The 19,494-nt window shown below is 73.4% G+C and carries 20 protein-coding genes; 13 read left to right on the top strand and 7 right to left on the bottom strand.

Features of this window, described 5'->3' with window-relative positions:
* Position 1: 1 nt before the first annotated feature.
* A complete protein-coding gene (locus ACIRSS_RS08885; RefSeq protein WP_400892356.1) occupies positions 2-691 on the bottom strand; it encodes a nitroreductase in 690 nt (229 codons plus the stop codon).
* Positions 688-1,197, bottom strand: a complete 510-nt coding sequence (locus tag ACIRSS_RS08880) for a DUF4863 family protein (RefSeq protein WP_400892354.1) — start codon at positions 1,195-1,197, stop codon at positions 688-690. The genes ACIRSS_RS08885 and ACIRSS_RS08880 overlap by 4 nt, the downstream gene beginning before the upstream one ends.
* Positions 1,198-1,303: 106 nt before the next feature.
* On the opposite strand from ACIRSS_RS08880, the gene ACIRSS_RS08875 reads away from it, so the two are divergent.
* Together ACIRSS_RS08875 and ACIRSS_RS08870 are read left to right on the top strand one after the other, a co-directional pair.
* Entirely contained in the window at positions 1,304-1,927 is a 624-nt protein-coding gene (locus ACIRSS_RS08875; RefSeq protein ID WP_400892351.1) for a TetR/AcrR family transcriptional regulator, read from the top strand.
* A gap of 45 nt (positions 1,928-1,972) precedes the next feature.
* Positions 1,973-2,839 carry a S1 family peptidase gene (locus ACIRSS_RS08870; RefSeq protein ID WP_400892349.1) on the top strand — a complete coding sequence of 289 codons (867 nt, stop codon included), beginning with the start codon at positions 1,973-1,975 and terminating at the stop codon, positions 2,837-2,839.
* Between the two features lie 572 nt (positions 2,840-3,411).
* Here ACIRSS_RS08870 and ACIRSS_RS08865 read toward each other — a convergent pair.
* A complete protein-coding gene (locus ACIRSS_RS08865; protein ID WP_400892346.1) occupies positions 3,412-4,614 on the bottom strand; it encodes a PP2C family protein-serine/threonine phosphatase in 1,203 nt (400 codons plus the stop codon).
* Between the two features lie 133 nt (positions 4,615-4,747).
* On the opposite strand from ACIRSS_RS08865, the gene ACIRSS_RS08860 reads away from it, so the two are divergent.
* From ACIRSS_RS08860 to ACIRSS_RS08835, 6 genes are all read left to right on the top strand, one after another.
* Positions 4,748-5,218: a MarR family transcriptional regulator gene (locus ACIRSS_RS08860; RefSeq protein WP_400892344.1), complete on the top strand. Its 471-nt coding sequence runs from the start codon at positions 4,748-4,750 to the stop codon at positions 5,216-5,218.
* A 93-nt stretch (positions 5,219-5,311) separates the two neighbouring features.
* Positions 5,312-6,175 carry an STAS domain-containing protein gene (locus ACIRSS_RS08855; protein ID WP_400892342.1) on the top strand — a complete coding sequence of 288 codons (864 nt, stop codon included), beginning with the start codon at positions 5,312-5,314 and terminating at the stop codon, positions 6,173-6,175.
* Entirely contained in the window at positions 6,172-6,555 is a 384-nt protein-coding gene (locus ACIRSS_RS08850) for an STAS domain-containing protein (protein ID WP_400892340.1), read from the top strand. Before ACIRSS_RS08855 ends, ACIRSS_RS08850 begins: the two co-directional genes overlap by 4 nt.
* Positions 6,545-6,970, top strand: a complete 426-nt coding sequence (locus tag ACIRSS_RS08845) for an ATP-binding protein (RefSeq protein ID WP_400892338.1) — start codon at positions 6,545-6,547, stop codon at positions 6,968-6,970. Before ACIRSS_RS08850 ends, ACIRSS_RS08845 begins: the two co-directional genes overlap by 11 nt.
* Positions 6,967-7,956 (top strand): ATP-binding protein, encoded by a 990-nt coding sequence (locus ACIRSS_RS08840; protein ID WP_400892336.1) that lies wholly within the window; start codon positions 6,967-6,969, stop codon positions 7,954-7,956. The genes ACIRSS_RS08845 and ACIRSS_RS08840 overlap by 4 nt, the downstream gene beginning before the upstream one ends.
* Positions 7,956-9,137 (top strand): PP2C family protein-serine/threonine phosphatase, encoded by a 1,182-nt coding sequence (locus ACIRSS_RS08835; RefSeq protein WP_400892334.1) that lies wholly within the window; start codon positions 7,956-7,958, stop codon positions 9,135-9,137. Before ACIRSS_RS08840 ends, ACIRSS_RS08835 begins: the two co-directional genes overlap by 1 nt.
* A 6-nt stretch (positions 9,138-9,143) precedes the next feature.
* Here the strand turns inward: ACIRSS_RS08835 and ACIRSS_RS08830 are convergent, their stop codons facing one another.
* On the bottom strand, positions 9,144-9,524 hold the full coding sequence (locus tag ACIRSS_RS08830; protein WP_400892333.1) for an ATP-binding protein: 381 nt from the start codon (positions 9,522-9,524) through the stop codon (positions 9,144-9,146).
* Between the two features lie 218 nt (positions 9,525-9,742).
* Between ACIRSS_RS08830 and ACIRSS_RS08825 the strand changes: the two genes are divergently transcribed.
* Positions 9,743-9,982: a hypothetical protein gene (locus tag ACIRSS_RS08825; protein WP_400892331.1), complete on the top strand. Its 240-nt coding sequence runs from the start codon at positions 9,743-9,745 to the stop codon at positions 9,980-9,982.
* Between the two features lie 71 nt (positions 9,983-10,053).
* Entirely contained in the window at positions 10,054-11,199 is a 1,146-nt protein-coding gene (locus tag ACIRSS_RS08820) for an NAD(P)/FAD-dependent oxidoreductase (RefSeq protein ID WP_400892329.1), read from the top strand.
* Between the two features lie 41 nt (positions 11,200-11,240).
* Here ACIRSS_RS08820 and ACIRSS_RS08815 read toward each other — a convergent pair whose 3' ends face one another.
* From ACIRSS_RS08815 to ACIRSS_RS08805, 3 genes are all read right to left on the bottom strand, one after another.
* Positions 11,241-14,924 carry a CARDB domain-containing protein gene (locus ACIRSS_RS08815; RefSeq protein ID WP_400892327.1) on the bottom strand — a complete coding sequence of 1,228 codons (3,684 nt, stop codon included), beginning with the start codon at positions 14,922-14,924 and terminating at the stop codon, positions 11,241-11,243.
* A gap of 119 nt (positions 14,925-15,043) precedes the next feature.
* Positions 15,044-15,913: a TIGR03619 family F420-dependent LLM class oxidoreductase gene (locus tag ACIRSS_RS08810; protein ID WP_400892326.1), complete on the bottom strand. Its 870-nt coding sequence runs from the start codon at positions 15,911-15,913 to the stop codon at positions 15,044-15,046.
* 42 nt (positions 15,914-15,955) lie between these two features.
* A complete protein-coding gene (locus ACIRSS_RS08805; RefSeq protein ID WP_400893417.1) occupies positions 15,956-16,738 on the bottom strand; it encodes an FkbM family methyltransferase in 783 nt (260 codons plus the stop codon).
* Between the two features lie 96 nt (positions 16,739-16,834).
* Here ACIRSS_RS08805 and ACIRSS_RS08800 point away from each other — a divergent pair, with 96 nt between their 5' ends.
* The 3 genes from ACIRSS_RS08800 to ACIRSS_RS08790 all read left to right on the top strand — a co-directional run bounded on the left by ACIRSS_RS08800 (position 16,835) and on the right by ACIRSS_RS08790 (position 19,489).
* Positions 16,835-17,278: a hypothetical protein gene (locus tag ACIRSS_RS08800; RefSeq protein ID WP_400892323.1), complete on the top strand. Its 444-nt coding sequence runs from the start codon at positions 16,835-16,837 to the stop codon at positions 17,276-17,278.
* Positions 17,279-17,399: 121 nt separating this feature from the next.
* On the top strand, positions 17,400-18,590 hold the full coding sequence (locus tag ACIRSS_RS08795; protein WP_400892321.1) for an exo-alpha-sialidase: 1,191 nt from the start codon (positions 17,400-17,402) through the stop codon (positions 18,588-18,590).
* 5 nt (positions 18,591-18,595) lie between these two features.
* Positions 18,596-19,489: an oxaloacetate decarboxylase gene (locus ACIRSS_RS08790; protein ID WP_400892320.1), complete on the top strand. Its 894-nt coding sequence runs from the start codon at positions 18,596-18,598 to the stop codon at positions 19,487-19,489.
* The last annotated feature ends 5 nt before the right edge of the window (positions 19,490-19,494 follow it).

Here is a 19,494-nt window from a genome sequence, read left to right as displayed (position 1 = left end):
CTCAGGCCGGGTCTTCGTGGAAGGTCGCGAAGGCCGGGACCGGCTCGCGGGTCGTGCGGTGACCGGCGAGCGGGTGGCTTTCGTCGGCGTACCCGAGCGCGATCCCGCAGACGACCACGTGGTCGGCCGGCACGTCCAGGTGCCGGCGCAGGACCGGGTGGTAGTCGATCAGCGACGCCTGCGCGCACGTGTGCAGCCCGGCGCCGCGCGCGGCGAGCATGAGCCCCTGCAGGAACAGGCCGGCGTCGACGAGCGCGCCCCGCAGGGGCAGCCTGCTGACGGTGAGGACCATTCCGACCGGCGCGCCGTAAAAGTCGTAGTTGCGCCGGTGGTGGGCGAGGCGGCCGGCGGTGTCGCCGGACTCGATGCCGAGCGCGTCCCGGTAGAGGCCTTCGCCGAAGCGGCGACGGCGGGTGCGGAACGGCTCCCGCCACTCGTCGGCGCCGGGCTGGTAGCCGAACTCGCTCGCGGCCCGGCGGCCTTCGTCGTGCGCGCGCAGCAGGTCCTCGGTCAGGGCGCGTTTGGCCGCGCCGGTCAGCACGTGCACCCGCCACGGCTGGCAGTTGGAGTTGCTGGCCGACCGGGCCGCCAGGTCCAGCAGCCGCTCGATTTCCGCGCGGGGCACGGGATCCGGGCGGAACGCGCGGCAGCTACGGCGGGTCAGCAGCGCGTCCTCGACGGTGGTGCTCACTCGGCCGGCGGGGTGATGTCGTAGGAGATCCGGCCCGCCGGCAGGTAGAAGAGGGCGATCAGCGCGCCGCCCTTGACCTCGGGGTAGTGGTGGCTGCCCGGACCCGGCGCGGTCCAGCCGGGGCCGCTCCAGCCGCGCGGGCCCCTCAGCTTCGCGTCCGGGTCGAGCGGCACCACCAGGTTGAGCTCGCCGTAGGGGTGCTGGTGGTACTGGCCGCGGTAGGGCTCGACGCTGTCCATGTAGACGGCGGTGACGCTGAAGTAGTTCAGCGCGTCCTGGGGGTCGGCGATCCGGCTGCGCCGGTACTTCGGGCCGTCGACCTCGATGTTCGCCGCCCAGCCCGCCCGGACGCCGTCGGTGATCATCCGGGCGAGGTCGTCGTACAGCGGGCTGCCGGGGCCGTGGTGGGTGTTGAGCCAGGTCTCCAGCTCCCCGCCCGCCGTCCGGTTCTTGACGGCGTCGAGGAACGGGATGCTGCGGTCGATCAGCTGCTGGGCGGTGGTCATCGGGGGCTCCTTCCGGTGGTGTCCCGAAGGTAGGCCGATGTTTCGTTACAGTCAAGTATTGTAACTTAACAGCCAGCGGTCGTAACGTATCCGCTAAGCTCCGCACATGGCAGCAGTGTCCGACGACACCCCGCGAGCCGGCGGCCGCCCCCGGGACGCCGCGCTCGACGAGGCGATCATCCTCGCCACCCGCGAGCGGCTCGTCCGGGACGGCTACTCGCTCATGACCATCGGCGACATCGCGTCGGACGCCAAGGTCAGCCGCCCGACGCTGTACCGGCGGTGGAGCACGAAGTTCGAGCTCGTCGTCGACGCGCTGGACTACGGCTTCCGCAAGCAGCGGGACAGCTACGCCGTGGACCTGGCCGGCCTGGCGCCGCGCGAGGCGTTCACCGAAGCCGTCCGGCGGCTGGACCCCGCGTACTTCAACCCGGACGCGATGGTCCTCATGGGCAACTTCGCCGGCGAAGCGATCCGCACGCCGGAGCTGCTCGGGATCCTCCGCGAGCACGCGGTCGAACCGCGCGTCACGCTCGTCGAGAACGTGCTGACGCAGCTGCAGGACGACGGCGCCGTGCGCGACGACATCGACAAGCACACCATCGCGACGCTGTGCTTCGGCAGCTACTTCGCCGCCTTCTACCGGGGCGAGAGCCGGGACGACATTCCCGAATCGGTCGTTTCGGTGCTGTGGCCCGCGATCGCGAAGGCCCCGCGCAAGCGCAAGTGAGCGTCGCGCACAACCATTCCGGGCTCCCATCCGTGCATTAAAGGTGTGAGGACACCTTCGGATCGACGGCGCCGCTTCCGCGCGCGGGCCGTGACCCTCGCGGTGCTGGTGGGGGCCGGTATCGCGTGCGCGGGCGCCGTCGTCGGCAAGCCGGCCGCGGGACCCGCGCTGGCCTCGGCCCTCGGCGGGCACAGCCTGCCCGACACCACCGCGCTGGGCCGCAGCCCGGCCGCCGCGCCACCGGCGCCGGCGCCGATTCTCCCGTTCAACGCGAAGCTGACGTCGGCGGACATTCCGGTCCCCGGCGGTGGCGTGCGCGACGGCGCCTGCAGCGGCTCGCTGGTCGCGCCGCAGTGGGTCGTCACGGCCGGGCACTGCTTCCACGACCTGAAGGACGCCCGGATCGGCGGCCGGCCGCCGTACACGATGACGGTGACGGTCGGGCGGCTCAAGGACACCGACCCCGGCGGGCACACGGCGGTGGTCGTCGACGTCCGCCAGTCGCCGGTCAACGACCTCGCGGTGGCGAAGCTCAGCGCCCCGGTGGCCGGCATCGCGCCGGTGACGCTGGCCTCGACGCGCCCGAAGGTCGGCGAGGAGCTGCAGTTCGCGGGCTGGGGCTCGCACTCGGCGACCGTGCTCGGCCCGTCCGACCACCTCAAGCGCGGCCGGTTCCGGGTTTCGGGCATCGCCCAGTCCACTTTGGAGGCACTGCCGATCGGGACGCGCACGGTGGACAACGGCCCCTGCCCGGAGGATTCGGGCGGCCCGTTCTTCGTTTCGGACGACGACGACCACAGTGGAACCCTGGTGGCCATCGTGAACACCGGGCCACCGTGCCCGGGACCGGGCGCGGAAACGATCGCGCGGGTCGACGTCGTGGCGGATTGGATCCGCGAGCAGACCGGCTGAACGCCGTCCGTCCTCCGCGCGGGGCGCGGTGCCCCGCGCGGAGGAACTGCGTGTCGAACCGGTTGTCGTGGCTGCACTTCGACGGCACCGGGCGCGGTGCGTGGCCGCCGCGCAGGTGCGCCTGGAGGCGCGGGGCCGGGCTGTGCGCGCTCACCGGCCGCGATCGGGGCAGGCGGCCCACGCCGGAAGCCCCGGTACCGTCACCACATCACCCCTTTCCCGCTCGTCACCGGTCAGTGACGACTGCGTCCGGCGGAGAACGCTCCCGCCGCGGGCACTGCCCGGCCGGGGCCCGGACGCGCGGGGGTCGCCGCGACCGGGTGCGGCCGCCGGACGGGGGGTACGGACCTGAAGCGCGCGGTGGCGGGGACGGCTTCGGCGGTGGGCCGAAGTTCGCGGCCACGATGGCGTCGAACTCCGCCTCGAGCCACGCCGGGTCCGCCAGCACCAGATCGGCGAACTCGCCTGCCGAACGAACGGTCATCGTCTTTCCACTCCCCGGATCGTCTCGCGATATCACCAGGTCATGTCCTGCGCTTCACTATTTTCTATAGCAGGCAACGCAAGGTGTTTCAAGTCCCCGCTCGCACCGTCACCGCCGGGGCCACGCCCGGCAGCGGGGCCGGCCCGAACCAGTCCAGGCACACCACCATCGCGTCGTCCTCGGCCTGGCCACCGCGCCGGCGGCGGGACAGCTCGCGCAGCACCGCGCCCGGGACGTGCGCCGCCGGGAGGTCGGCCGTCGCCGTCACCGCTTCCGCCAGCTCGCGGTCGCCGTAGTGCTCGCCGTGCGGGCCGATCGCGTTGTACACGCCGTCGCTGACGAACACGTAGCGGTCGCCCTCGGTCGCCTGGAAGCCCTCGGACTCGTAGATCGTGCCGTCGAACGTGCCCAGCGGGAGCTGCTCGTCGAAGAACACGCGCTCGGCCTTGCCGTCGCGCAGCCGCCACAGCCGCGGGGAACCGGCGTCGACCACCGACACCGCGCCGGTCGCGAGGTCGAACTCCAGCAGCAGCGCCGCCACGTGCTCGGCGCCGCGGTAGTGCGCGTAGACCGCCTGGTCGGCCAGCTCCGCTTGCGCGTCGAGCGGGATCCCCGCCCGGCGCGCGTTGCGCAGCGCGTTGATCGCCAGGTTGGTCAGCAGCGCGGCTTCGCTGCCCTCCCCCATGCCGTTGATCAGCGTGACGGCGAGCTTGCGCGCGGACGCCGACCAGTCGAAGCAGTCGCCGTAGATCGCGTACGCCGGTTCGAGCTGGCCGCCCAGCGCGAACTCGGCGCGAGTGCACGCGCGGCCCGGCAGCAGCTGCCACTGCATCTCCGCCGCCAGCGTCAGCCGGGACGACCGGCGCGCCTGGATGTAGAGGTCGGTGTCGCGGTCGGCGACGAACAGCTCGTGGGCCACCGCCTCGGCGAACCGCTCGAGCTCGGCCCACACGGACGGCTCGGGCTCGTCCGGCAGCGTCACAGCGAGGACGCCGAGCCGGTCGCCGCGGACGCTGACCGGCAGGTACCCCGTCACGCGGCCGCCGCCGGTGTCGAACGTGGCCGCCTGGGCGACGAACGCCGCGCCCGGGGTCGTACCCTCGACCGGGATCGGCTCGGTGGTGTAGGGCTCCCGGCCGACCCGGCACAGCTCGGTCAGCGCGTAGTCGGCCACCAGCAGTTCGACCGCCAGCGCGCCGAAGTGCTCGCCCAGTCCCGAGCGCAGGGCGGCCGGCAGGTCGTGCGGTGGGACGTCACGCAGAAGCCGTTCCACCGCCAGGGATCTGTCCAACGCCCGCCTCCTGCTCGCCGATCACCGTGCGCACGCCGGCGCCGGTCGGTCAGACGAGTCTGCGCCGTCCCGGCGAGCCGGTCCACGGCGAATCGCGTGAGCCGTGCTGCCGGTTCAGCATAGAGATGCCACAGTGGGGGCCGTGGATCGATCCCGCGAGCAGCCCGCCCCGGACGGGGCGGCTGCCGAGTCGACCCTCGCCGAGTTGTTCGAGGCGGTGTTCGAGCGCGGGCGGGACGTGTCGCCGCGGCCACTTTCGGTGTCGCAGCTGCGCGCGGTCGTCGCGCTGGACCGCCACGACGGCGTCAACCTGCGGGAACTGGCCGAACAGCTGGATTCGACGCCGCCGCTGGTGAGCCGGCTGTGCGACCGGCTCGAGGCGGTGGGCTTCCTCGATCGGCTGCCCAGCGCGCGCAGCCGGCGGGAGCTGACGCTGCGGCTGTCCGACCGCGGCCGGGCCTACCTGCGGGACCTGCGGGAGCGGCGCCGGGAGAACGTCGAGGCGCTGCTGGCGAAGATGACGCCGGCGGGCCGGGCCGCACTGGCCGCCGGGCTGCGGGAGTACCGCGCGCTCGCCGACGGCGAGTCCGCCGGGATGCCCTGAACCCCGCGTTGTATAGTCGCCTTAATTGTTGTTGTATGACAACAGTCAGTCGGCGTACAGCAGCGCGCGCCCCGGAGGTCGAGGAGGGGTTCGGTGCTGGGCACGGACGAAGGTCAGGTCCGCGAAGTGCTGGCGCGCATGCTGGCCGAGGACCAGGCCACCTTGGTGCGCGACTGGGCCGGGCAGCAGGCGGGCACGGGGCCGGAGAGCGGCCGTGAGCTGCAGCGCGAGGCGACCGGCCTGCTGGAGGCGCTGCGCGGCGCCGTGGGCGGCACGCTGCCGGTGGCGCGGATCGTCGAGCAGGACCCGGCGGTGCGCGACGCGCTGACGTCGTGGTCGGAACGCCGGGCGCGCGTGGGCGCCGAGCCGTCGGCGACCGCAATGGCGATGCTCGCGCTGAAACGGACGATGCTGAGCGCGATCGAGCGCCACACCGAGGACTCCGCGCTGCGCTACCGGGCGGCGCTGCTGGTCAACGAGCTGCTCGACAGCGCGGGCGTGCTGACGTTCGCCGTCTACGCGAGCGGCCGCGAACGGATCATCCGCGAGCAGCACAGCCAGGTGCTCGAGCTGTCGACGCCGGTCCTGCGGCTGTGGCGCCACGTCCTCGCGGTGCCCCTGATCGGCACACTCGACAGCGCGCGCACGCAGGTCGTGATGAACGGCCTGCTGGAGTCGATCCAGGCCAACGAGGCGCGGGTCGCGATCATCGACATCACCGGCGTCCCGACCGTCGACACGGCCGTGGCGCAGCACCTGCTGCAGACGGTCAGCGCCGTCCGGCTGATGGGCGCGGAGTGCGTGGTCAGCGGCATCCGCCCGTCGATCGCGCAGACCATCACGCAGCTGGGCATCGACCTGTCGCACATCGTCACCCGCGGCTCGCTCGCCGACGCGCTGGCGACCGCGATCCGGCTCATCGACGAGGGCACCGGCCCGGGCGGGGTGACCGGGTGAGCGCCGGCCTGCCGATCCTCCGGCTCGGCGACGTCCTGCTCAGCGGGCTGCTGAGCGACCTCGACGACAAGACCGCCCTGGCGTTCACCGACGAGCTGACCGCGCGGATCTCGAACGAGGGCATCCGCGGCGTCGTCATCGACATCTCGCGGCTGGAGATCATCGACTCGTTCGTCGCCCGCGTGCTCATGCAGATGGCGGGCACCGGCCGGCTGCTCGGCGCGCGGATGGTCGTGGCGGGCATGCGCCCGGCCGTCGCGCTGACGCTGACCGAGCTGGGGCTGCAGCTCACCGGCGTCACGACCGCGCTCAACGCCGAGCAGGCCATGGAGCTGCTGGGCTGGCGCCGCCCCGCCGAAGAGGCGCCCCATGCGCCCTGACGAGCGGATCGGCGAGGAGCACGACGTCCATCCGGTGCGGGTGGAGGAAGACCTGCTCGCCGCCCGCCACGCCGTGCGGGCCGGCGCGGTCGCCGCGGGGTTCTCGATCGTCGACCAGACGAAGATCGTCACCGCGGCCAGCGAGCTCGTCCGCAACGCCTACATCCACGGCGGGGGCGGCACCATGACCGTCGGCGTCGTGCGCGACGCGGGCGGGCGCGTCGGGCTGCGGCTCGAAGTGCGCGACGAGGGTCCCGGCATCGCCGACGTCGAGCAGGCGCTCACCGACGGCTTCAGCACCGGCGCCGGGCTCGGCCACGGCCTCGGCGGCACCCGCCGCCTGGTCGACGACTTCCACCTCGACACCGCGCCCGGCCGCGGCACCACGGTCACCGTGGTGCGCTGGAAACCGTGACCGCGACCGTCGCCGCGCCGACCACCCGGGTCCGCGTCGACCACCCGAGCGCCGTCTACGCCGCCGCCCGGGTCGCGCGGGAGGCGGCGAGCGACGCCGGGCTGCCCGACGTCCTCGCCGAACGTGCCGCCGTCGTGGCCGCCGAGCTGGCCGGCAACATCGACAAGCACACCCGCGGCGGGTCGGTGTTCGTGCAGCGGTCGCTGACCGGGCGCGGCGTCGACGTGCTGGCCGCCGACGACGGCCCGGGCATGACCGACCTCGACCACTGGCTGGTGGACGGCAACACGACCACCGCCACGCTGGGCACCGGCCTGGGCGCGGTGAAGCGGATGGCGACCGGGTTCCGGATCACGTCCTCGCCGACGGCCGGGACGCTCGCCGCCGCGCGTGTCACGGACCCGGCCGGACCCGCGTTTTCGGGGTCGGCCGGGCACTTCCGGCTGCCGCGCGAAGGCGAGGAGTACTGCGGTGACGCCATCGCGCTGGCCGAGGTGACCGGCAGCCGCACCGCGTGCGTCGCCGACGGGCTCGGCCACGGCCCGGACGCCGCCGAGGCCGCGGACGCCGCCATGCGCGTGTTCACCGAGAACCCGGACCGGCCGCTGCCCCACCAGCTGACGAACATGCACCGCGCGCTGCGCACGACCCGCGGCGCCGCGGTCGCGCTGGTGCGGGTCGCGCCGCACCGGCTCGAGTTCTGCGGCGTCGGCAACGTCAGCGGCGCGACCGTCGGCGGCGCGTCGCGGCTGCTGCTCAGCACACCCGGCATCGTCGGGTTCTCGCTGCCCGCCGCGCCGGTCCGGCAGCTCACGCTGGCCGGGGACGAGGCCGTCGTGCTGCACACCGACGGCGTCGGCAGCGGCTGGCGCGGTCCCGGCCGGCCGGCGGACGTGCTGCTGTTCGCCGCGGACGTCGCCCACCGGTACCGCAACCCGCGCGACGACGCCGCCCTGCTCGCCCTGCACCCGGACCGCCCCGCCTGATGCCCGACGACCTCGCCCGGCTCCGGCGGCGGCTCCGCACCGCCTGCGGCGCAGCCGGCGTGCCCGCCGACGACCGGGCGCGGCTCGTGCTCGCCGTGACGCTGCTCGCCGAACCCGCTTTCGCCGCGGGTGAAGCCGTCGACGTCACCACGGCGGCCGACGGCCACCGGCTCGCCGTCACCGTCCGGCTCGCCCACGCCGTGAGCCAGCGCCGGCGCAACGAGCTGCCGCTGCTGCCCGAAGCCGGCGCCGACGGCGTCCTGACCTGGCACCTCACCGGCGGCCGAGCGGCGGACCAGGGAGCCCTCGACGACGAACCGGCGACCCGCGCGGAGATGCTGGCGCTGATCGCCCGCGCCGACACGCTCGCCCAGGAGCAGCGGGACCTCAAGCACGAACTCGCCGAGACCAACAGCGGCGTGCTCGCGATGTACGTCGACCTCGAACAACGCGACGAGGAACTCCGCCACGCGCACGCGCGCATCTTCCGCGAGCTGGAGGACGCCCTGCGCCCGCCGCCACCGGTGGTGCCGGGCCTGGAGCTGGCCGTCCACTACTCCCCGACCGATCCGGACTCCCCGACCGGCGGCGACCTCTACGACTGGTTCGTCCTGCCCGGCGGCGACCTGCACGTGACGCTCGTCGACGCGGTCGGCCACGGCGTCACCTCGACCCGGCACGCCCTGACCGTCACCCACGCGATCCGGACGCTCGCCCTGGAAGGGCACTCGTTCCCGGACCTGATCGCCTACGCCGCCCGCACCCTCGCCGCGATCGAGCCCGGCCTGATGGCCACGGTCCTGCTCGCCCGCGTCGACCCGGTGACCGGCCGCGCGCGGCTCGCGAACGGCAGCCACCCGGAGCCGCTGCTGGTCACGGCGGCGGGCGACGCGCGGCTGCTGCCCTCACCCGTCATCGGCCGCGGGATCGGCTTTCCCGACCCGGGCAGCCCGCGGCTGGTCGACGTCGCCCTCGCGCCGGGTGACACCCTGCTGCTGTACACCGACGGTTTGGTGGAGAGCCGCAAGAACATCGACGAAGGCCAGGCCCGGCTGCTGCCGCTGGCCCGCGGCCTGCGCACCCGGCCGGCCGCCGCCGTGCCCCGCGAACTGGTCGCCCGGATGCACGAGGTCGTCACCTACGCCGACGACACGGTGGCCATGGTCCTGCGCCGGAGCTGACCGGGCTCACGAAGCGACCGGGATCTCCGCCCAGACCGTCTTGCCGCCGTCCCCGCGGTGGAAGAGGCCGCGCCGGCCGGAAGCCGCGGCGACCAGGGTGAGCCCGGTCCCCGCCGGCGCGGCGTCGGGCACGACCGGGTCGAACCAGGCGGACCCGCCGGCGTCCTCCACCCCGATCCAGACCGCGGCGTCCGCGCAGATCAGCAGCGCGCGCAAGGGTCCGGTGGCGTGCCGGACCGCGTTGGTCGCCAGCTCGCCGGTGATCAGCACGACGTCCGCCGCGACCCCGGCCGGTACGTCCGCCGCGGCCAGGCGCTCGCGCACCCAGGACCGCACCAGCCGGATCTGCGCCGGCTCGGCCTCGAACTCGAAACTTTCCCGCGTCACGTCTCAGGCACCTCCCCCAGCAGGATTCTCCCGGGACGGGGGTGACCGCTGCGGCGCGTCCTCACACGTCAATTAGCACGAACGGACGCATCCGCTCGTCGCCCGGCCGCCACTGGGCGGCCGATACCCGCCGCTCACCGCACGCCGGCCCCCGGGGCTGTTACAGATCCCGGCCGGTGCGCGACACCACCGTCGAGCATGAGGGGAAAGCGGGGTCGATGAGGGGCGAACGACGGGTGCGGCTGCGGCTGGGTACCCGCGCGGTCTCGGTGCCCGCCGGGCACGGCCGCGAAGTGGTGGAGTACGCCGGGGTGACCGTCGTGCGGGTCGAAGACGGCGAGCCCGTCGAGCAGGCGTGGGTCCCGGTCGGGACCTGCCCGAGCTACGCCGACGACGAAGCGCTGATCGCCGCGTGGCACGCGGCGCTGCTCTGGAGCCGCTCCCCCAGCGACGCGTGAGCCGGACCACACCTGTCACACGGCCGCACCGGCCGGTGTCTCGATGCCGAACCCGCATCGAAGGAGACACCATGACCGAGTCCACCGAGGTCGTCGTGATCGGCGGCGGATACGCCGGCGTCATGGCCGCCAACCGCCTGACCCGCCGCGACGGCGTCGCCGTCACCCTGGTCAACCCGCGCCCGCACTTCGTCGAGCGCATCCGCCTGCACCAGGTCGCCGCCGGCTCCGGCGACGCGGCCGTGGCCTACCGGGACGTCCTCGCCCCGCGCGTCCGGCTGGTCGTGGACAGCGTGACCCGCATCGACGCGGCCGCGCGCAGCCTGGACCTCGCGGACGGCGGCGCCCTCGGCTACGACCACCTGATCTACGCGGTGGGCAGCGCCGGCACGCGGGTACCCGAATTCGCTTACCCCGTCACGACCTTCGAGGAGGCGCGGCGGCTGCGACCGGTCGTCGACGGCGCGGCTTCGGTGACGGTCGTCGGCGGCGGCCCGGCCGGGATCGAGACCGCGGCCGAGCTGGCGGAGGCGGGCCGCGCGGTGACGCTGGTCTGCGGCGGCGAGCTCGGGCCCTACCTGCACCCCCGCGGCCGGCGCACGGTGGCCGCGCGGCTGGCGAAGCTGGGCGTCACCGTGCTGGCCGACGCGGTGGTGACGGAGGTGACCCGCGACACCGTCCGGCTCGCGGACGGCCGTGAGCTGCCGAGCGCGGTGACCGTGTGGACCGCCGGGTTCGGCGTACCGGACCTGGCCGCGCGCAGCGGGTTGAGCACCGACGCGCTGGGCCGCCTGCGCACGGACGAAACGCTGACGAGCGTGGACGACGACCGGATCGTCGCGGCGGGTGACGCCGCGGCGCCGTCGGACCTGCCGTACCGGATGGGCTGCCAGTCGGCGGTCCAGCTGGGCCCGCAGGCCGCGGAGACGGTGCTCAGCCGGCTCGCGGGCGCGGCTCCCGCGGCCGCCGACGTCGGGTTCGCCGGGCAGTGCCTCAGCCTCGGGCGCCGCGCGGGGGTCTTCCAGTTCTCCCGGCGCGACGACACCGCGATCCGGCTGCACTTGCGCGGCCGGCTGGGCGCGAAGGTCAAGGAGCTCGTCTGCGCGAGCACCGTCAAGCAGCTGGCCTCCGAGGCCCGCAAGCCCGGCGCTCGCAAGTGGTGGGTCAAGGACGCGCGGCGGCAGGAACGACTGGCCGCACGGCCGGTTTCCGTGTGACGGGCCGGGTGCCGGGGCGGGCCGCTCCGGCACCCGGCCGGCTACCGGGCCCCGCGCCGGACTTCGGCGACCACCGCCGGGACCGGCGCCCCGGTGATCACGAACTGCGAGCCCGGCTCGATGACGACGTCACCCTGGGCCGAACCGGTGATCCGCACGTTCGTCAGCGCCGCGCTGCCGCGGGCGCCGCTCATCGCGAGGATCCCGGCGCCGTTGTCCGACTTGTCCACCGTCACGTTCGTGACCGCCGCCGTCACCACGCCGCCGCCGGTCTTGAACTGGATGCCGTCGTAGGTCGAGTCGTGGATCTCGGTGTCCCGCAGCGTCACCCCGGGGATGTCCTTGCCCTGGGCGAAGAACGTGATCGCGCCGAACTTCTGCTGCTCGCCCCAGAAGACGCCGCCGCAGCGGTAGAGGGCGTTGTTCGCGATCGTCGTCTGCCCGGAGAACGGCAGCGGGTCGTGGTCGGTGGCCAGCATGATGCCCGGGTAGTTCATCGTGTCGGACACCAGGTTGTTCTCGATCCGGTTCCCGTACCCGCCGTAGATCGCGATGCCGTTGGCGCGCCAGGGAAGCTGGACCGTGTTGTTGGTGAAGGCGTTGTCGTGGCCGATGTCCACCGAGGGGTCCTTGACGTACTGGTTGGCCCACACCGCCATCGAGTCGTCGCCGGTGGTGCGGAACGACGAGTTGAACACCTTGGAGTTGCGCGTGCCGTTGGTGAAGTTGATGCCGTCGGCGTAGGTGTCGCGGATCCGCATGCCGCTGAACTCGAGGCCGTCGGCCGGGCCCCACAGCTCGGGCTTGTTGCTGTAGTCGCGGCCGACCCACACGCCGACGTTCGCGTGCTCGATCCATACGCTCGAGATCTTCGTGCCGGTGCCGAACCGGCCGTTGAGCCCGACGCCGCCTTCGGCGTTGCCGTCCCCGCCGCGGATGCGGCCGGAACCGAAGATCGCGATGTCCGAGATCTGCACGTTCTTGTCGATGTCGAACCCGAAGTTGCCTTCGTGCGGGTGGTTGATCGTGCCGGTGTCCTGCGGCTGGATCAGCGAGTACAGCTGCGACCGCCACATGCCGGCGCCGCGGATCGTCACGTTCGAGATGCCGACCTGGTTGTACTGGCCGCCGCCGTTGGGCACGGTCGGGTCGTCGGTGAGGATCTTGGCTTCCTGGCGCCACTGTCCTTCCGGGATCCAGACGCAGGCGATCTTGCCGTTCTGGTCGTCGGTGACCGCGCGCTGGATCGCCGGCGCGTCGTCGACGCCGTCACCGGACACCGCGCCGTAGTCGGTGATCGACGTGCACTCGGCCGGCTTCGGCAGCGCCGGGGCCACCTGTTCCAGGTCGACCAGGTCGATGACGTAGTACGCCGCGTTGTCGCCGTTGTCCCGCTGCAGCCGGAACTTCGTGCCCGGCGGGTAGGACTGGGTCAGCAGCGCGTGCGACTCGTCGAACAGCCGCCGCGCGTCAGTCCCCGGCGTGTTCGTCAGGCCTTCGGGGTCGTCGGTGGTGCCGTAGAGCCAGCTGTGCGTCGACGACAGCGTCAGCTTCTGCGCGAAGGTCCCGTTGACGTACAGGCTGAGCGTGTAGTCCTGCCCGCCGCCGCCCGGGGCGTCGGGGACCGAGTTGCGCACGACGATCGAGTTCGCCTGGTTCACCGACGTCACCTCCACGTACTGGCCCTGGCTCGCCAGCCGGACGGACTGGCGGCCCGAGGACTCGGTCGCGAAGTTCGTGTGCCCGAACGTGCGCAGCGCGTCGGTCTGCAGCAGTTGTCCTTGGTACTGCGCGGATTCCGCCTCGTACTCGGTGTACGGCACGGCCGCGCCGCGGCCCACCACGATCGCCCGCGACAGCTCGTTGTTGGACTCGTTGGTTTCCGCGACCGTGTTCGTCGCGTCGGCGGTCGCGGTGAGGGTCGCACCGCCGTTGGTCGCGGTCCACGTGCCGGAGATGGCGACGGTCGCCGTGGCGCCGGACGCGATCGCGCCTGTCGCGCCGGTCAGGGTGGTGGCACCGGCGGTCAGCCGGGTCACCGAGGTGCCCGAGCCGCTGGTGCCGCGGTTGTGCACCGCGACGGTGAACGACACCGCCGCGCCGGCCGCCGGGTTCGCCGGGTTCGACGTGATGCCGGTGACCTCGAGGTCCGGGCCCGGCGCCTGGGCGATCACCAGCGGCGTCGGTGAGGTGAACGTGTTGTTGGTGTCGTCCTGCTCGACGACGGTGTTGGTGGGGTCGACGGTGGCGGACACGCTGTAGGTGCCCTGCGGGCGGGTGCCCGCGTTCACCGTCACGGTCGTGGACGCGCCGGCCGCGAGGGCGCCGACGGCCGCCGTGCCGACGACGGTCCCGCCGAGGCTGACGGTGGCGGTCGTGGCGGCCGCGGGCGCGGTGCCCGCGTTCTTCACGGTCGCCGAAACCGAGACCTGGCTGGTCTCCGTCGGGTTCGCCGGGGTCCACGTCGTGCCGGTCACGACGAGGTCCGGGTTCGGCGCCGGCGTGCCGATCACCTGGAACTCCGCGACCTGCCCGCCGGGCGCGCCGGAGTTGGCGGTGAACCGGAGCCGGACGTCGGCCGTGCGGCCGCTGACCGGGAGGGTCACCGTGTTCTGGTTGGCGGCGGGGTCGAAGCGGTAGTCGGCGCCCGCCTTGAGGGTGGTGAACGCGGTGGCGCCCTGGTCTCGGCCGAGGACCTCGAAGGTCTGCGTCCGCGCGCCCCAGACCGGGTCCGGGTCGAGCTTCACGACGACCTGGTCGAGATCGGCGTTCGCACCCAGCTTGACGGTCACCGTGCCGGGCTGTCCGGAGGCTTCCCAGTAGGTGCCGGTGTTCCCGTCGTTCGCGTTGGCGGCGACGAAGGAGAAGACGCTCGAGGAGGCTTCGATCGGCTTGCCCGCGGCGAGGTTCTGCCCGGCCTGCGTGCCCTGGCGCACCACGTGGTTGCTGTCGGCGGACTCGTGCCCGGCCGCGTCCTTGGCGCGCACGAAGTACTCGACGCGGGTGCCGGCGGGCCGCGTCTCGGTGAACTCGGTGCCAGTAACCGTCGCGACGGGCGTGCCGTCGCGGTAGACGGTGTAGCCGGTGACGCCGACGTCGTCGGTCGAGGCGGACCAGGTGAGCTTGATCTGCCCGGACCCCGGCTCGGTCAGCGCGAGGTTCGCCGGCGCGGTCGGCGCCTGCGTGTCGCCGGAGTCGGGCCCGTACAGCTCGAACTCCGAGAGCTGCGCCGCGGGCCACTGGGAGTTCGCGGTGACGTTCAGCCGGACGTACCGGGTCGAGGCGGTCACCGGGATCGTCACGGTGTTGCTGCCGGCCGCGAAGGCGTACCCGGTGGCGGCGGCGAGGTCGGTGAACGCCGTGCCGTCGGTGCTGCCGCGCACGGCGAGGGTCTCGGTGCGGGACTCCCAGGCGGCGGGCAGTTTCAGCACGATCCGCGAGAGGGTCTTCGCGGAACCGAGGTCGGCCTGGATCCACTGCGGGAACGCGTTGTTCGCGGACTCCCAGTAGGTGGCCTGGTTCCCGTCGACGGCGTTGGCGACGGGGTAGCCGGGCAGCGCGCTGCTCGCCGACACCGTCCTGGTCAGGGGCACGTCGGCGAGCGCGGCGGGCTGCGCCGCCGGGCCCGGTGGCGCGCTCGCGGCGGAGGCGAGGGAGAGCCCGGCGGCCGACAGCCCCACGGCGAGGGAACCGGCGGCGAGCCGGGACAGGCGCGTTCGAGTCATGGCGTCTTCTCTTCTTCGAGACGGCGGGGAGGGGACTCAGAGCCACCCGAGCATGCAACAAGTGAGCGCCGTCACGCAAGAACTTGACACCAGCCAGAAAATTTACGACTCCAGGGTCATCACCCGACTGGCTCAACCAGACGAACCAGGGCGAACCGCTCGGCGAACGCCGCCAGCTCCTCGCGCTGGGCGACCGGGTCGGCGGTCGAGGGGCTCACGACGAGCCGCGTCACGCCCTCGTCCGCGAGGCGCTCGACGTCCACTTCGGACATTCCGAGTGAGCCCCATCGGGTGTACTGCAGCGCATCCGGGTCGCGGCCGGCGTCGGCCGCGGCCGCCCGGGCGAGGCCGAACTGGTGGCGGCGCTCGTCCGGGGTGAGCCGGCCACCCGGGAAGTAGCCGTCACCGCGCCGCCCGGCCCGGCGCGCGGCGGCCGGGCTGGAGCCCCCGACGTGGATCGGCAGCCGGCCGGTCGGCTTGGGGAAGCTGCAGACGTCGGCGAAGCGGAAGAACTCGCCGTCGTGGCTGACGCCGGTCTCGTCGCCCTCCCACAGCAGCCGCAGGACGTCGAACGCTTCGTCGGCCCGGCGGCCCCGGGTGGCGAAGTCGACCCCGGCCGCGGCGGCCTCCCCGGGCAAGGCCCCGACACCGACGGTGAGCAGCCGCAGGCGCCCGCCGGAGAGCAGGTCGAGCGTCGCCAGCCGCTTCGCGAGCACGACCGGGTGGTGGTACGGCAGCAGCAGGACGCCGGTGCCGAGCAGGATCCGCCGCGTCCCGGCGGCGACGAAGGCCAGGCACTCGAGCGGGTCACCGTAGGGCAGCGCCGGGTCCAGCTCCATCGCCCCGATCTTCGCGCCGGGCTGCAGGGCGATGTGTTCGGGGAGGTAGAGCGATTCGAAGCCGAGGTCTTCGGCGTCCCGCGCGAAGCGGGTCAGGGTAGCGGGGTCGACGCCGAGGTGCGGGGTGCTGTAGCTGATTCCGAACTTCACGGAAGCCGACGCTAAACACTGCCGCGCACGTCAAGGCAACGCTCACCGCAGCGCGAACACCATCCCGATGTCGGCCGCCCGCTGGACCGGATCCTGCACGGCCTCGACCGCGAACCCGCGCGCGGTGAACACCTCGCGGACGCGGTCGCGGTTGTCGGCCCACCGCTCGACCTCGACGACCGCCTGGCGGACCAGCGGCCAGTGCCGGTCTTCGATGCCCCGCAGCACGTCCAGCTCGGCCCCCTCGACGTCGACCTTCAGCAGGTCGACCCGGTCGATGCCCTCCTCGTCGAGCACCGGTGACAGCGGGCGGACGCGCACGCGGTGCGTCTCCAGCTCGCGCATCACCCGCAGCTTCCGGCCGACGAGCCCGCGCAGCACGGGCGCCGGCACGCGACGGGCCGCGGCGCCCAGGCCGCCCCGGCGGATCATCTCGACGATGCTGGCCGTGACCCGGCGGCGCTCGGCCTCGACGTTGCCCTCGTCGCGCCACGACGACGAGAAGATCGTCGCGCCCGGGAAGTAGCTGAAGTCGAGCTCGTCCTCGGCGGCCGCGAGCCCGAAGGGCAGCGCTTTCAAGCGGCCCGCGAAGAAGTCCTCGCCGTTGCGCGCCAGCTTCTCGAACAGCGGCGGCAGCGGCTCGAACGCGTAGATCCGCACGTCGCCGGCCAGCTGTTCGTAGACGGCCGCGGAGAAGACGCCGACGTTGGCGCCGACGTCCAGGACGGTCGCGCCGGGCGCGAGCCCGACCCCGTTGGCGAAGTAACCGCCGACCTCTTCGCGCAGGAACGACACTTCCCACGGGTTGATGCTGTGCAGGTCCATCGTCACGCGCAGAGCTTTATCAGTCCCGGCGCCCGGGAGCCAGCCCCATCGGTAGGTCACCCGATCGTGGACGGCGGCGTGGGCCACACTGGGGGCATGACCGCGACGCTGCTCATCGCCCGCCAGCTCGAGGTGCACGACCACCTGCTGGCCCGGGGCTGGCGGCTCGACGGCGACACCGGCCCGGCCGACGTCAAGTTCCTCGACGACGCCACGGCGGGCTGGTCGTACCCGGCCAGCTTCGGCGGCCGCCGCACCAACGACGTCGGCGACACGACGCCGATGGTCCTGCAGTGCTACTTCACCTTCGGCGACGAGGGCGAAGTGGTGTTCGGCGTCCTCCCGGCGGGCAACCTACGCGGCAGCGGGTGCGCGAAGCACGACACGAAGGAGCGGCTGTTCCCGCTCACCGGGACGGGTCACGTGGACCTCGTGACGCTCACGGCGATGGTGGACGAGCTGGAGCCGCTGGCGCGGGCGCACGACGTGCGCGCCCTGGTCGAATGCCGGTACTTCGGCCCGTGTGACGCGCGCCGGTAGCCGTCCCGGCGCACAACGCAACCCTTGACGGACCCGCTGGGGCCTCTTTAGGTTGGCCGGACATAGGACGTCAGACATCCCATGTCCTACCTCGACGAGGAGGTCGAACCCGGTGTCCCCGATGCGCAGACTCGCCACGATCCTGCTGGCCGCCGCCACCCTGGGCCTGCCCGGCGCCCCCGCCGCCACCGCCGCTCCCGGCTGCCTTTCCTCGGTGCCCTTCACCTCCGGCACCGAGGGCTACGACACGTTCCGCATCCCCGCGGTCGTCCGGGCCGCGAACGGCGCGCTGGTCGCCTTCGCCGAAGGCCGGCGCGACTCGGCCGGCGACTCCGGGGCCATCCAGACCGTCTCCCGCACCTCACGCGACGGCGGCTGCACCTGGGGCCCGCTCTCCGTCGTCGACAGCAACGGCGACGCCACCGCCGGCAACCCGGCGCCGGTACTCGCCCGCAACGGCGACCTGGTCCTGCTGACCGTCCACAACGGACTCGTCTCGGAGAAGCAGATCATGTCCGGGCAGGCGTCCGCGCAAGACACCCGCCGCGTCTTCGTGCTGCGCAGCCGGGACAACGGCCGCACCTGGTCCCCCGCGCGGGACATCACCGCCGAGGCGAAGGCGCCGGGCTGGCGGTGGTACGCCACCGGCCCCGGGCACGCCACCCTGCTGCACCACGGCCCGCACGCGGGCCGGATCGTCGTGCCCGCCAACCACTCCGGCGCCCCGCCCGCCGGCTCCCCCGACGTCGGCACCGAGGCGAAGTACTACGGCGGCCACGACCTCTACAGCGACGACGACGGCCGCACCTGGCACATCGGCTTCACCGACGACCGCACCGACGGCGTCGTCGCCGCGAACGAGACGACGGCGACCGAGCTGCCCGACGGCACCCTCTACTTCTCCAGCCGCAACCAGGGCTCCGCCGCCGAGCACCGCGTCGACGGCTACAGCGTCGACGGCGGGAAGACGCTGGTGCGGCCGTACCAGCCGCAGCCGTCGCTCTCCGGGCCGAAGGTCGAGGGCAGCGTCCTGCAGACGACCGTCCCGTGGCTGCTCGTGTACTCGGGCCCGGCCGACCCCGCCACACGCGCGGTCCTGCAGCTGCGGCTGAGCACCGACCGCGGGCGCACCTGGCGCGCGGGCCCCACGCTCACCAGCGGGCCGGCCGCCTACTCCGACCTGGTCCAGGCCGACCCCGCCACGCTCGGCGTCCTGTACGAGACCGGCACGGCGGGTCCGTACGAGAAGATCGTGTTCGAGCGGGTGCGCTCGGCCCCGGGACAGCTCGGGAACGCCCCCGCGAGGAGGTGATCGCCGTGGCCGATCTGCTGGGTCCGCGGGTGCCGGGACCGGCACGGCTGCGAGAGCTGCTGGCCGGCGACGAGCCGGTCGTGGCGCCGGGCGCGTTCGACGCGCTCAGCGCCCGGCTGGTCGAGGCGGCGGGGTTCCCGGCCGTGTACATGACCGGCTTCGGGACGACGGCCTCGCTGCTGGGCCGGCCGGACGTCGGCCTGCTGACCATGACGGAGATGGTCCAGGCGGCGGGCCGGCTCCGGCAGGCCGTGGAGGTGCCGGTGATCGCCGACGCGGACACCGGTTACGGCAACGCGCTGAACGTGATCCGCACGGTCCGCGAGTACGAAGCGGCCGGCGTCGCGGCGCTGCACCTCGAGGACCAGGTGGCCCCGAAGCGCTGCGGGCACCTCGAAGGCAAGCGCGTGGTCCCGGCGGAAACGATGGCCGACCGGGTCCGGGCCGCGGTCGCCGCGCGGTACGACCCGGACTTCCTGCTGATCGCCCGGACGGACGCCCGCGCGGTGGAGGGCCTGGACGCGGCGATCGACCGGGCCCGCCGCTACCGCGACGCGGGTGCGGACATGCTGTTCGTGGAGGCATTGCAGTCCGAAGCGGAGATCGAACGGGTGGCGGACGTCTTCCGCGGCGTGCCGCTGCTGTTCAACTGGGCCGAGGGCGGCAAGACCCCGCCGCTGGGCCGGGGCCGCCTGCGGGAGCTGGGGTTCCGGCTGGTCCTCTGTCCGATCTCGACACTGCTCGCGGCCACCGAGGCGATGCGCGCGGTGCTCGGCCGGATCGCCGCCGACGGCACCCCGGCCGGGGCGGTCCGCGACCTGCCGGGGCTGACCGCGTTCGCCGACCTGGTGGGCCTGCCCGAAATCGAGGAGATCGGCGGCCGCTTCGGCGACGGCTGAGCGGT

The sequence above is a fragment of the Amycolatopsis sp. NPDC101161 genome (assembly GCF_044768185.1).
In the GTDB taxonomy this organism is placed as follows: Bacteria; Actinomycetota; Actinomycetes; order Mycobacteriales; family Pseudonocardiaceae; genus Amycolatopsis.
Note: the sequence above shows the minus strand (reverse complement) of the source record. Positions and strands in the feature narration are given on the sequence as shown.

Coding starts and splice junctions, on each gene's coding strand:
- ACIRSS_RS08880 (WP_400892354.1), bottom strand. CDS start 1,197: ATGACCACCGCCCAGCAGCTGATCGACCGCAGCATCCCGTTCCTCGAC.
- ACIRSS_RS08875 (WP_400892351.1), top strand. CDS start 1,304: ATGGCAGCAGTGTCCGACGACACCCCGCGAGCCGGCGGCCGCCCCCGG.
- ACIRSS_RS08845 (WP_400892338.1), top strand. CDS start 6,545: ATGCGCCCTGACGAGCGGATCGGCGAGGAGCACGACGTCCATCCGGTG.
- ACIRSS_RS08835 (WP_400892334.1), top strand. CDS start 7,956: ATGCCCGACGACCTCGCCCGGCTCCGGCGGCGGCTCCGCACCGCCTGC.
- ACIRSS_RS08825 (WP_400892331.1), top strand. CDS start 9,743: ATGAGGGGCGAACGACGGGTGCGGCTGCGGCTGGGTACCCGCGCGGTC.
- ACIRSS_RS08820 (WP_400892329.1), top strand. CDS start 10,054: ATGACCGAGTCCACCGAGGTCGTCGTGATCGGCGGCGGATACGCCGGC.
- ACIRSS_RS08815 (WP_400892327.1), bottom strand. CDS start 14,924: ATGACTCGAACGCGCCTGTCCCGGCTCGCCGCCGGTTCCCTCGCCGTG.
- ACIRSS_RS08805 (WP_400893417.1), bottom strand. CDS start 16,738: ATGGACCTGCACAGCATCAACCCGTGGGAAGTGTCGTTCCTGCGCGAA.
- ACIRSS_RS08800 (WP_400892323.1), top strand. CDS start 16,835: ATGACCGCGACGCTGCTCATCGCCCGCCAGCTCGAGGTGCACGACCAC.
- ACIRSS_RS08795 (WP_400892321.1), top strand. CDS start 17,400: ATGCGCAGACTCGCCACGATCCTGCTGGCCGCCGCCACCCTGGGCCTG.